This window comes from Thalassoglobus sp., from assembly GCF_048270125.1.
Taxonomy (GTDB): Bacteria; Planctomycetota; Planctomycetia; order Planctomycetales; family Planctomycetaceae; genus Thalassoglobus.
The window spans coordinates 1-12,393 of the sequence record NZ_JBLWTN010000051.1 but is presented as its reverse complement, the minus strand read 5'-3'; the positions used below and the strand labels follow the sequence as shown (position 1 = coordinate 12,393).

Annotated in this window: 8 protein-coding genes and 1 other RNA gene; 4 read left to right on the top strand and 5 right to left on the bottom strand. The window is 50.4% G+C overall.

Annotated elements, in window-relative coordinates:
* On the top strand, positions 1-199 hold a 199-nt coding region (locus tag ACN0YR_RS24740), incomplete at its 5' end, for a hypothetical protein (RefSeq protein ID WP_417851890.1).
* Here ACN0YR_RS24740 and ACN0YR_RS24735 read toward each other — a convergent pair.
* The 5 genes from ACN0YR_RS24735 to ACN0YR_RS24715 all read right to left on the bottom strand — a co-directional run bounded on the left by ACN0YR_RS24735 (position 164) and on the right by ACN0YR_RS24715 (position 7,636).
* Positions 164-1,471 carry a dihydroorotase gene (locus ACN0YR_RS24735; RefSeq protein WP_417851889.1) on the bottom strand — a complete coding sequence of 436 codons (1,308 nt, stop codon included), beginning with the start codon at positions 1,469-1,471 and terminating at the stop codon, positions 164-166. The genes ACN0YR_RS24740 and ACN0YR_RS24735 overlap by 36 nt on opposite strands.
* Positions 1,472-1,550: 79 nt before the next feature.
* A complete protein-coding gene (ispG, locus tag ACN0YR_RS24730) occupies positions 1,551-2,696 on the bottom strand; it encodes a (E)-4-hydroxy-3-methylbut-2-enyl-diphosphate synthase (protein WP_417851888.1) in 1,146 nt (381 codons plus the stop codon).
* 398 nt (positions 2,697-3,094) lie between these two features.
* A non-coding RNA gene (gene ssrS, locus ACN0YR_RS24725) (6S RNA) lies at positions 3,095-3,298 on the bottom strand.
* Between the two features lie 136 nt (positions 3,299-3,434).
* Positions 3,435-4,742 (bottom strand): diphosphate--fructose-6-phosphate 1-phosphotransferase, encoded by a 1,308-nt coding sequence (locus tag ACN0YR_RS24720; protein ID WP_417851887.1) that lies wholly within the window; start codon positions 4,740-4,742, stop codon positions 3,435-3,437.
* Between the two features lie 290 nt (positions 4,743-5,032).
* A complete protein-coding gene (locus tag ACN0YR_RS24715; RefSeq protein ID WP_417851886.1) occupies positions 5,033-7,636 on the bottom strand; it encodes a protein kinase domain-containing protein in 2,604 nt (867 codons plus the stop codon).
* A gap of 1,061 nt (positions 7,637-8,697) precedes the next feature.
* On the opposite strand from ACN0YR_RS24715, the gene ilvB reads away from it, so the two are divergent.
* The 3 genes from ilvB to ACN0YR_RS24700 all read left to right on the top strand — a co-directional run bounded on the left by ilvB (position 8,698) and on the right by ACN0YR_RS24700 (position 12,359).
* Entirely contained in the window at positions 8,698-10,476 is a 1,779-nt protein-coding gene (ilvB, locus tag ACN0YR_RS24710) for a biosynthetic-type acetolactate synthase large subunit (protein ID WP_417851891.1), read from the top strand.
* A 539-nt stretch (positions 10,477-11,015) separates the two neighbouring features.
* Complete coding sequence (gene aroF, locus ACN0YR_RS24705) at positions 11,016-12,029, top strand: 3-deoxy-7-phosphoheptulonate synthase (protein WP_417851885.1); 1,014 nt, start codon at positions 11,016-11,018, stop codon at positions 12,027-12,029.
* 156 nt (positions 12,030-12,185) lie between these two features.
* Complete coding sequence (locus ACN0YR_RS24700; RefSeq protein ID WP_417851884.1) at positions 12,186-12,359, top strand: hypothetical protein; 174 nt, start codon at positions 12,186-12,188, stop codon at positions 12,357-12,359.
* Positions 12,360-12,393: the final 34 nt, after the last annotated feature.

The following is a 12,393-nucleotide window of genomic DNA, read 5'->3' as shown; positions in this document are numbered from 1 at the left end:
CGAAAGTGTTGTGAACAAAATCACTTACGCAAAAAACGACCGTTTCGTTTATTCTTTCTGTGAGAAATCCGGGCTAGAGCAGTTTGCTCTTGAAGAACGCATTTCTCTAGGAAAAATGCTGTTCGCCACGAAGCAGAACCTGCAAACCAATTCGAAAGATGCTCTATCGGTTGTAAGTCGCTTCCTTCCCGCGAATTGAGCGATCCACCTTGCCGTCCGCAAAAACGGTTTGCCCCATCACCCAGGTCCTCACCGGCCAACCGGTCAGCTCGACACCATTCCAGGGGCTCCACCCGGTTTTCGTAAGCTGGTCTTCGTCGCGAACCGTTTCTTTTTTGTGCAAGTCAACCAGCACAAGGTCGGCGTCGAATCCTTCTTTGATCGCACCCTTGTTGGCGATGTTCCAAACCTTGGCTGGGGCAGCAGACATCCAGGCCACGATTTGCTCGAGTGTACATTCACCACGATGGGCTGCGTCGAGCATTAATGCCAGTGAGTTTTCAATAGCTGGCAGACCTGAGGGGGCTTGGGGATACGGCTGGTCTTTTTCTTCAAGTGTATGCGGAGCATGGTCGGTCGCGATGACCTCGATGATCCCTTCTCGCAAACCTTCCCAAAGACGCTTGTTGTCTGCGGTCGTCTTGATGGAAGGATTCATCAGGACTTTCGAACCGAGGCGGTCGTAGTCATCGAGATTGAAAAGCAGGTGATGCGGACAGGCTTCTGCAGTGACCCATTCCGGACGATTTGCGAGGAAGTCGACTTCTTGAGCGGTCGAAACATGTAAGACATGAAACGGATGTTTGTGCCGTGTTGAAAGATCGACCGCCCGTTTTGTGGCGATAAGAGCTGCTTCGTGGTCCCGGATTTTTGAGTGGTCGCGGAATGTCTTTCCGCCATCGAGACGTTCTCGATTGGCCCGGACCGTTGTTTCATCCTCGCAGTGTGCACAGATGGGAAGTGTTGTCTCGCCGAAAATTTGTTCAAGGGCTTCTTGCTCGTCGACGAGCAGAGGTCCAGTACTGGAACCAATGAAAATTTTGATACCGGGTGTGCGCGTGGCCTGTTTAAGGAACTCTGTGTTCTCGCCAGTTGCACCAACATAGAAACCATAGTTGACGACAGATTTTTCTGCTGCCCGATTGAGTTTATCTGCGAGGGCTTCGGGTGTTGTTGTGGTCGGATTCGTGTTGGGCATTTCGAGGAATGTTGTCACTCCACCTTTTGCACAGGCGACGCTTCCAGTGTGAAGATCCTCTTTGTGTTCCAGGCCCGGCTCACGAAAATGGACCTGATCGTCAATGACCCCCGGCAACAAATGCAGCCCCGTCGCATCAATGACATCGTCAGCTGTGACTGATGCTGGCGGATCGATCCCGATGATTCTCTGATCTTCAATGAGAACGTTGACTCGCTCGGTTCCGGTTGGAAGAACAACATCTGCATTTCGAATCAAAGTGCGATTGGCCATGGGAAGTCAATATCGGTTTGAGAGTATTTGTGAGCAGAGGAGTGATCGTGCCCGGAGAAGTTTAGGGTGATTCCGCAGGTCAACTGACTGGTGCGGACGATTTCTGCTCGATGATGATGTCCAGTTCTTCGCGAAGACGCGGCAGAATCTCATCGTAAGGATAAGCTCCGATCGCTTCGGGACCTTTCTTCAAGTTCACATGGTTCGGACCGCACCACAAACCCAAGTCAGCGTCGTCTGTCTCTCCAGGACCATTCACACGGCAGCCCATGACAGCGATGGTGATGTCATATTCCTGAGCGTATGTCGTCATCTCTTTGACTTGTTGAGCCAGGTCAATAAAGGCTTCGTTTTCGACTCGAGAACAACTTGGGCAGCTGATGATGTTCAGCGTCTTTGTCCCGAAGTCGACAACAGTTCGCACACGTCCCGCTGCGATATCTTCGAGAATTTGACGACCAGCGTCGATCTCTTCAGGCTTTCGCGGGTTCGGCAGTGTCAGTGAGACGCGGATTGTATCGCCGATACCTTTGCTGATAAGTTGCTCAAAAGCGATTCGCGTTTTGATGATTCCATCGGGCGGCATGCCTGCTTCCGTCACTCCCAGATGCAACGGGATATCAGGACGTTGCTCGGCAAAGCGCGTGTTGACTTCGATCACTTTTTGAGGATCTGAATCCTTGAGAGAGACGCAATAGCGAGTGAAGTTGAGAGAGTCGAGAAAGTCGCAATGTGCAAACGCACTTTCGAGCATTGGAGAAATTGAATCTTCGAGATCGTATTTTTCTTTCATTGCCGGATCGACAGAACCGCAGTTCACGCCGACGCGCATGGCGCAATCGTTCTCGATGGCAACATTAGCCAGGTACTCAACCTTCTCCTGCCAGGGCTTTTCACGCTCATGGTGATACAGGTGTCCGGGGTTGTATCGCAACTTGGCGACATGCGGTGCGATGACCTCAGCGAGCCGATAGTTTTCCTGTAAATCGACGGCAAGGTTGGCTGTCACTTGCCGACTGATTTCTGCTAATGCTTCAGCATCTTTGGTGCTATCGACAGCGACCCGAACGACATCGGCTCCGGCATTGACGAGAGCGTTGATTTGCTCGATCGTTGCGTCGATGTTTTTCGTGTGTGTTGCCGTCATGCTTTGCACAGCGATCGGGTTTCCGTCGCCAATGGTGACAGTTCCGATTTTGACAGCTCGCGTTGGGTTACGCGGCAATGTTCGCTCTTCCACGTCTTTCTTCCAGTTGATTTTGGGAGGCTTCGGGATCTCGATAGGCAGGCTCGGTGGAGCACTGATCTTCTTGCTACGATTGAACCGTCATTGAACTGCTCATCATAACGGTTCCTCTGAATTCATGTAGAGAAAGACTTTTGAATTTGTGAGAGAGAAGGTGGACCAGAACACTTTCCAGGCTTGCTGTGCCCGTGCAGGTCACTTTTTTGACTTCACAGGCTGCTCGCGACGAGGCAGAAAGTAAAGACTAGCATTGGATTGAATTGAGCGTGTGCCGGGACGAGGTAATGAAAACGGCTCGCAGCTACAAGCGTGTTGGCTGCAGTGATCATTTGTGATCATTGCGCGAACTTGGACGCGCAACGAAATCGTCGCAATAGAAAACCTCCGCGGGTGCCGGCGAACGGATTTCTCCTGACCCGCAGTTTAAAGTGGGCACCGCTGGAACGGGTCCTGTGAGCCGGTTAGCTAATTTCACTAGGAAATCAACTCCCGGATTTACATTCAGCCGCTCCTGAGCAGTTCCCTGCGGATAGGAAGTCGGGTCTGGGAATACTGTTCGGTATCGAACACCGCAGAGGGGGTTAGATCGTTGATCCAACACTTCGATCCTACTCTGGAAGATGGTCGACAGCAAGCCTTGAATTCAAAGAATCTTGAAACGACTTTGCCGCACACTTTCGAGTGTGCGGCAAAGAAATTGTTGACACAGAAAACGATCTAGGATCGATCTCCCTGTGGAATATACGAGCTCAGTTTTTGGTCCGCGAACATCTCTTTGCTGGTGTTCAGTTGCGCGAGTCGCAAGCGGCCATCAATCATGGGAACGCTGACCCAGTTGTCGCCGATCAAAGGTCGGGCATATTTCACGAAGTCGTCAGTGACGTCGGTTCCGCACTCGCTGATCCACTGGCTTGGGAATTTGCGATCTTTCTCTGCCACTTCGCTGAGAGGAACTTTGTCGTAACGGACCTGATAGTTGTCCCAATCTGTTCGCAAGATTGTCGACATGTACCCATGTTCGCCAGCGCCGGCCAGTAAGGCTGCCTTCTGTCCGACATAGTAGGATTCTTCCAGGTCGACGGTTGATGCATAAACCATGTCGTTACGCTGGTGAGTTCCCGGAACGTTACAGCGGGCGGCCCCTTTGACTGCGAGTCCACGATCGTTCAAAGCGTTGGTGAGCATTTGACCGACAGTGATCTTACTGGAGGAGAACGTGGGATGTCCGAAAGAATCGCGGACAATGAACTCTTCCGGAATTTCCAGTCCGGTGATCGAGAGACCTTCGCTGACGACGACGATCGCACGTCCACGTTCTTTGAGCATCGTGTTGATGTTCTCGTGGATCTGGTCGATGGTGACTTCTTTTTCAGCGAGGTAAATCTGTAAAGGCATTTCACGTTTAGGATCAGCCAGACGTGCTGCCGCTGGGATGTACCCAATTTTGCGACCCATCGCCTGCAAGACGAGCACAGGGTCTGCCGGGCTGGAACCACGGTTTTCTTCGTTCGCCTGCTGGATGTAGTGCGCCCAGTAGCGAGCGGTTGAACCGTATCCGGGTGTGTGGTCGACGAGTTTGAATTCACTGTCACCAACATCGTTATCGATGGTTTTCGGACCACCCAGTCCACAGACATCAAGGCCACGTTCGCGAGCGAGATTCGCGACTGTGAATGCGGTGTGCATCGAATCGTTTCCACCGACGTAGCAGAAATACCCGATGTTGTGGGCTTTGAAGACTTCCATCACGCGATCAAAATCTTCGTCCTGCCCAGGTTTGAGTTTGTATCGACATGTCCCGAAAGATCCGGCAGCAGGGGTCGTTCTGAGGAGCGAAATTTCTTCCTCGCACTGCTTCGACAGATCAAGAAGTTCCTCTTTGAGAACTCCTTCGATGCCGTGCCAGCCTGCGTAGACTGTGTCAATTTCATCCATCTGCCGAGCAGTCTCGACAATTCCACGAACGGTGTTATTGATCACCGCTGAAGGGCCGCCCGACTGGGCGACGATCATATTTTTACCCATCTCGATCGCTCGTTTTAACAGTTATTGACTGATTGATGACAACAGAATTGACTCCCCAAGCATTGTAGGGATGTCTTCATTTGATCGGTTTTTGACCATCTCAACTGTCGTTGAACCACGATATTAGTGAATGAGAGATCGAATGTGAAACGCTGCGTCGGACGTATCAACAAAGAGGTGGGTGTCGACTGCGTGAGCGATGGTCAACCTGGGTAACGGCATTCGCAATTTACAACGTGAGTTGAGAAAGTGAGATTGAGAGCTCACTAAAGTATTGAAGGGCGACCTGTTTAAGGAGAGACTGCTCCGATGAAGTTGCGTCCACCAATGGCGGATGTTGCAGCTAAGCGGAGATCGTTTCCTTCCGGTTTCAGGAAATCGGGGGATTTCGGGTCTGTGGTGAGGAACTTCACATTTTCAGCGTCTGTTTTCCCGTTCTTTTTAAAGATGTTCAGCCAAGTGGAAGAGTTCTGCAAAGGACCTGTCGTCCAGTTGTTTTGGGTGGGAATTGCGGAACCGGAGAAGTCTGCGAGAGAGACGTTCTCCACGTTCGTGGCAACCTCAGACTGTTGAACATTCACAAACAGGTTTTGGACGATGGAGTTTTCGGTGGAGGCGGAATTCGGTCCCGACTCAAAATTGATGCCACGAATCACATAATGAAATGTATTGTTCGCGATCATGAATCGAGTTGTTTGATGTGCTTTTCCGGAAAAGCTGATCCCCGAATGAGTTTTGTGAAAGATTGAGAGAGCAATGTCGACTTCTGTCGTGACTCCCTGATTGTTGGTAAAGAGAATTCCCTTCGCCATCGGACCTAAAAATTCACAACCGATGACATTCACCTGGCTCATATTCATGGTTTTCGAATCAGAGAAGCGAATTCCGACGGCGTTGTCGGAACTCCCCTCGAAGCGGCAATCCTGAATTGTTAATCGTTGGCTTGAAAGCCCTCTGGCCCCGATCGATTGGATGCCAGCATCGGAGAGGTTCGTGAACGTGATATTTGAGAGGGTGGTTCCGCTCAAATATCCAGACAATTTTGCTCCCACAGGGTGGTTGGAGCAGTCGATCACCAGATTCGAAATCGTAAGGTTTTCGACAGAATTGAGGACCAGACTCGCTGCGTCACTTGCCTTGAGAACCGGAAACTCAGGTCCCTCTCCGGTAATGGCGAAAGGACTTGGGAAGCTGCCAAGTCCAGAGTTGTTGATCAAAATGGCATCGTCAAGAATGTGCCCTTTAGCAATTCTGATTTCCTGGATCGAAGTCGGTTTGTCGCGATCAATAGTCAGGTATCGAATTGCTTCGCTGACCAGATTGAAGTCCCCATTGGGGCCAACGTGGATCACGGTCCCTGTTATTTCCTTCTGAGGAGTCTTGGTCACCGTTTCGGATTTTGGTGGATTGCCTGAGAGGACCGGCGCGGCTTCTTCTGGAGAGCGGGAAAGCTGGTAGATGACTCCGATACCGGCCAGGATGGATGTGATCACTAATCCGACAAAGAGTGGGCTGACACCCATTCGCTTTCGCAATTTCTTTCGTTGAGCCTGACTACTGGAGCGATGTGCCACAATTGACGACGGGTCAGGTGCCAAGACACTTGTTGCCGAATCTGAAGGATGCGGGGAGACAGGTTTGGGCTCTTCAACGACCTTCTTTTTGGCAGACTTCGAAGTCGAGGAACTCGATTGAGATGTCGGAGTCGTGGGGGATTCAGCAGGGCCAGACTTTTGCAAATGTGTGAGGAAGTCGCTGATCGCTCCGTTGTCTTCAGAGTCTTGCTCAGGTTTTGAGGGAAGATCCTGAATCACGAACGGTGAGAATTCCGTTGTTGCTGCGGAGGCTGGTTCAGCGAGCCAGCTCTCAAGTTCCTCAGCGACTTCTCCAGCGGTTTGGATTCGCTGTTCCGGATCCTTGATCATCATTCGGTTGATCAAATCACAGAGAGGCATCGGGACATCATTTCGATACTCACTGAGTGGCGGTGCATCTTTTGTTTGATGAGCGAGCAGTCGTTGGGCGAGAGTTCCCTGATCGTAAGGAGGCTGACCAGCCAGGAGAAAATAAAATGTACAACCCAAGGCATAGATGTCGGCCCGGGTATCAACCAGATGGCTGTCTACAGCCTGTTCGGGAGCAAGGTAATCCGCAGTTCCGAGGACTTTTTCTTCATTCGCGACGGTCACGGAGAAGGCTTCCGGATCATCGTTGACCATGGCTAATCCAAGGTCCATTAGCTTGACGATGCCGTTTTCATCGACCAGGAAATTTCCCGGCTTCACATCCCGGTGAACCATTCCTGCGTCGTGTGCGTGCTGTAGTCCCAAGGCTCCTTGTCGGATGTAGTCGGCAGCTGTTCTTGGGTCGAGAGGTCCTTGCGATTTGATCAGTTCGTAGAAGTTCTGGCCTTTGACATATTCCATCACCAGGAAATGGATTTCCATTTTTCCATCGGTGACGTGATCAACATCATAGGCACGAACGATATTCGGGTGGTCGAGAGCCGCGACAGCTTGCGCTTCTCGATAGAACCGTGGAAGATAAGATGTGTCCGCAACAAGTTTATAGGGGAGGACTTTGACAGCTGTTTGCCGCTTCATCACGATGTGTTCCGCCAGATAAACGGAACTCATGCCGCCCCGACCGAGGAGACGGAGTAACTTGTACTTCCCCAGGAAAAACCCTTTGTGTTTTCCTTTGAGAAGTTTCGAAGCGTGCCATCTGGTGATCTTTCCGCTTTCCACGAGCGAATCTGCAAATGCCTCTGCAGTGACTCCAGTGGCCTGGCTTGAAAACTGGTTCCAGGTCGCATTGAGCGTCGCTTCTTCCACGAGGCCACTCTCCTTGAGAGCGGAAAGAAATTTCTCGATTGGGGCGCTCGTCAAACTCATGACGTTGACATACTGACTTCATAAGGGAGGTGGTTTCAGAGAGTCGATCAAGCTCCTCTGATGTTACAAGGATAGGATGCCATTTCGTGTTCTGTATAGTCTTCCCTCGAAAGAAGTTTGGAAAGAGAGACAGAGCGAGATCGGTCGTTGGGTTGGACTCGGCGCTTTCTCACATTTTTTTCCTGAAAACGATGAATGAGAGCGAACTTTGGGACGATTCGAGATTTGGGCATAATGCCAGTTTGGGCGTCTTTTGGACTGTCGAACAGTGTCCGAGACTGTCGGCTCATAATCAGCGATGAGATTACCCGCTTCGAAATGCCTATTTACTAAGTTTTCTCACAGGTTGATTCACTCATTTGATTCATAGAGAATCACTTGAATGAGCACAGTCTCTGGGGCTCAATGAAGGGGACGAGTTCCTTTGGGGTATGTTCACTCGAACATAACTTGAAGAATCAAACGAAAATTGAGCGGGCCACGATGACTCGAATAGTTTTGCCAGGGGCCCTAAATCTCTGTCATTACATTATTTCCGTTCATTTTTCTTTCCCATTTCACCGAAAGTGAGAAGAGACCTCTGGAAATCAGCGAACCTGCAGTCGATTATTGTCGTCCAACGATACTTGGTTCGCTACAATATGTGCACTTCTTTGACTCTCCATCGTGGAAGGTCTGAAAAGTGAACCTGTAGACATCGATTTCTGTCCTTGGGAAATCGATGATATGAGATTCCTGCCAGAAAGTTTGAGCCTCCTCATTTAAGAGTGAAGATCGAACAGAGTGTAGGGGATCGAACATCCGTGATTTTAAATTTAGAACTGAGCCTGAAGCCTGAATAAGCGTTCTCAAATATTGAGAACTGCGACTTTCTTTGATGTTTTCGGACTGGTTGTAAATTGTGGTCACAAAATGAATTTGTGTGCTCGCTGACTCGTTATGTGAATTGCGAAACGGGTCGAGTCCTTGAAACTATTAAGTCTGGATTAAGTCTGACTAAGCATTTGAGAAAAGGCAGAACAGTGTCGACCGCGACTGAATCGAAAACGGAACAAATCACCATGACCGGTGCGGATATTCTTGTCGAATCACTTATTCGCCAGGGCTCCGAGTCCGTATTCGCCTATCCCGGCGGGGCAAGTATGCCTCTCCATCAGGCGTTGCGAAAGTGCCGCGACCGCATCCGAACAATCCTTCCCCGTCACGAACAGGGTGGGGGGTTCGCTGCTCAGGGTGTTTCGCGAACGAGTGATCAAATTGGCGTTTGTATGGCAACCAGCGGACCGGGAGCGACCAATCTCGTCACCGCGCTGGCAGATGCCAAGATGGACAGCGTTCCGATGATCGCTGTCACTGGTCAGGTTTCGCAGAAAGTGATCGGGACCGATGCGTTTCAGGAGACGCCGATCGTTGAGATCGCCCGCGCGATCACGAAGCATCATTATATGATCACTGCCAGCGATCCGGATGATGAAGAATCCGTTCAGGAAGCATTGCGAAGTATCCCGCGAATTGTGAAAGAAGCATATTTTGTTGCTCGGACCGGCCGACAGGGTCCCGTTCTGATCGATTTCCCGAAGAACATTCAAATTGCGGTCGCAGAATCGGATATCGATTACGATCCACCAATGTTCTTGCCTGGATATCATCCAGAACGACGAAAAGTCGCACAGGAACAAGTGAATCAGGTGATCGCTGCGATTCGCCGATCAAAGAAGCCGATTCTTTATGTTGGTGGGGGATGTATTGCCTCTGATGCAGCAGGTGAATTGACCAAGTTCGCAAAACGCGCAAACATCCCTGTTACCATGACTTGCATGGGATTGGGAGCGTTTCCTGGAGACGATCCGCAGTCACTCCACATGCTCGGTATGCACGGAACTGTTTACTCGAACTATGCCGTTGATGAAGCGGATCTGTTGCTCGCCTTTGGGGTGCGGTTCGATGACCGTGTGACTGGCAAGCTGGACGAATTCGCGAAACACGGAAAAATTGTGCATGTGGATGTTGATCCATCTGAAATGCACAAAAATAAAGAAGCTCACATTCCCGTGATTGCTGATTTAAAAGTCTTCCTCGAAGCTCTCAATGAGTCATTCACCGATGAAGACATTCCGGAAACCGATGAATGGTGGACGCAAGTCAACGAGTGGAAAGAGAAGTTTCCACTCAAATACGCGGACGCTGGAGACTTCATTCTGCCTCAATACGCCATTGAAGAACTTTGGCGACAAACGATTGAAAAGGATCCTTACATCTGCGTCGGTGTTGGACAGCACCAGATGTTTGCCGCTCAGTTCTACAAATTCCGTAAGCCGAAACACTGGTTGTCCAGTTCAGGGCTGGGAACGATGGGTTTTGGACTGCCTGCAGCTATGGGAGTGCAAGCGGCTCACCCCGATTCACTCGTTGTCGATATCGACGGCGACGGCTCGATCCTGATGAACATTCAGGAACTGGCGACATTGCACTGTGAAAAATTGCCTGTCAAAGTCTTGCTCTTGAACAATCAGCACTTAGGGATGGTGGTTCAATGGGAAGATCGGTTCATGGATGGAAGACGAGCAAACACCTATCTGGGACCAGTTGATCATCCTGAGGCATTGGGTGAAGGAGAGGGAAGTCACTACGAAGAGACCTACCCGAACTTCGTTCAAATGGCGCAAAGCTTCGGACTGCAAGCAAAACAGGTCCGCAGCAAGAAAGAATTCCCAGCAGCCCTGAAAGAAATGCTCGAAAGCGACGGAGCGTACGTGCTCGATGTTGTCTGTCCATATCAGGAACACGTGCTGCCGATGATCCCCAGCGGCGGAACGGCTCGCGACATTATCATCGACTAAGCGTCTTCGCGTAAGTTTTTTTAAGATTGTGCTTCTGTTGCGACGGGACTCACACCCCGTCGCAACAGTTTTTTATTAACAGCTCAAATCGCAGTTCAAGTGCTTTCAGCGATGCGATTCAGAGGATGACCTCACAAAAGAAATCGGCATACTTTAAGTCCACGATAAGAATTTCTGTTGACGCCGCCGATGCCTCAGCGTAGCATCACGCGATACACAATCGAATTTTGATACAAATTCAATGATCTCTCACCGCAATCAATTCGAAAAAACAACCGCTCCACAGCACGACATTCCGTGCAGTGGCGGAAGTTTCTTTTATTCGTTTTGGTTTAGCTACCGGGGCTCCCGGGGTTGGTAGTGGAGATCGTTTAGAACGACGAAACAAATCAAGACCCTGGTCCCCATGTGGATTCAGGGTCTTTTTTTGTTTCAAGACAATTTTTGCTTTGAAGTCAGCTGAGCCGATGCTCGAAAACTGAAATTTCCAACGACACACACAACAACTTCGCTGCAAAGGCGAGACCTGGAGTAGAACAATGATCATTGTCATGAAACCCAACCCATCACCAGAAGTCGTTCAAGGGATGGTTGATCGCGTTGAAAAGATGGGGCTTAAGGCCCATGTGATTGAAGGGACCGAACGAACTGTGATTGCAGCAGTTGGAGATGACCGCAAAGGAAACAAGGCGGTTTTCGAATCTTACGATGAAGTCGAAAAAGTCATGCCTATTCTCGCGCCGTACAAAATCGCGAGTGTCGAAACCAAGCCTGAGTCAACTGTCATCAAGGTTCGGGATCTCGTCATCGGCGGGGGAACTATCGGGGTGATCGCTGGGCCGTGCTCAGTTGAAAGTGAAGAGCAAGTCATGGAGACAGCTCGGCAAGTGAAAGCAGCTGGAGCAAAAGGGCTGCGCGGAGGAGCTTTCAAACCACGGACAAGTCCTTACTCGTTCCAGGGGATGAAGGAAGAAGGGCTCAAACTTCTGGCAGCAGCCCGTGAAGAAACCGGACTCGCAATTGTCACCGAAGTCATGACGCCTCATCATGTTGAGCTTGTCGCTGCGTACACCGATGTGCTTCAGATTGGGGCGCGCAACATGCAGAACTACCACTTACTCCAGGCAGTGGGTGAAGTTCGTAAGCCGATCTTGCTCAAGCGTGGAGCCTCAGCGAGCATGGATGAGTTCCTGCTGGCTGCCGAATACATTCTTGATCAAGGCAATCAGGAAGTGGCACTTTGCGAACGAGGAATTCGAACATTCGAAACACATACAAGGTTCACGCTTCCGCTCGCTTCAGTTCCTTACTTGAAGGCTCGCACGCACTTACCGATCGTCATTGACCCCAGCCATGGAACCGGAGTGGCCTCGCTCGTCACTCCGATGTGCCGAGCCGCTGTCGCTGTCGGAGCGGATGGCTTGATCATCGAAGTCCACCCCGATCCGAAAAACGCTGCGAGCGATGGTGCTCAGTCGTTGACACCAGAAGTCTTCGCGGCCGCTATGGAGCAATGCCGCAAAGTTGCAAATGCACTCGATCTGAATATGTAGTTAAAGGAAATGTCGTAGAACGATTTCGTGTTCCGGTGTTTGCGAAAAACACTTTTCGTATGATGAATCGCAGCGTTCTGTGAGGCGGAACGCGAACTTCATTTCCGAAGATGAACTCACCCCACAGTTCCAGTGTGGGGTCTTCAAGAGAGAACCATGAAGAACATTCGATGTCTGCTCACCGAAGATGAAATTGCTGAAGCTGTCGCTCGCCTCGGGGAACAGTTGACTCAGGAGTACTCAGACAGCGAGTTGACGATTCTCGGTGTTCTGACAGGGAGTATTGTTCTAGAGCATCTTTCTTTTAGTTTTTCAGTAGATTTGAGGTGATTGGTGATTTAGTCTATTGGTTGTGTGGGGCTCG

Bases quoted from the DNA above. Each gene is read 5' to 3' on its own strand.
- ACN0YR_RS24715 (WP_417851886.1), bottom strand. From the start codon at position 7,636: ATGAGTTTGACGAGCGCCCCAATCGAGAAATTTCTTTCCGCTCTCAAG.
- ACN0YR_RS24700 (WP_417851884.1), top strand. From the start codon at position 12,186: ATGAAGAACATTCGATGTCTGCTCACCGAAGATGAAATTGCTGAAGCT.
- ilvB (WP_417851891.1), top strand. From the start codon at position 8,698: ATGACCGGTGCGGATATTCTTGTCGAATCACTTATTCGCCAGGGCTCC.
- aroF (WP_417851885.1), top strand. From the start codon at position 11,016: ATGATCATTGTCATGAAACCCAACCCATCACCAGAAGTCGTTCAAGGG.
- ACN0YR_RS24735 (WP_417851889.1), bottom strand. From the start codon at position 1,471: ATGGCCAATCGCACTTTGATTCGAAATGCAGATGTTGTTCTTCCAACC.
- ACN0YR_RS24720 (WP_417851887.1), bottom strand. From the start codon at position 4,742: ATGGGTAAAAATATGATCGTCGCCCAGTCGGGCGGCCCTTCAGCGGTG.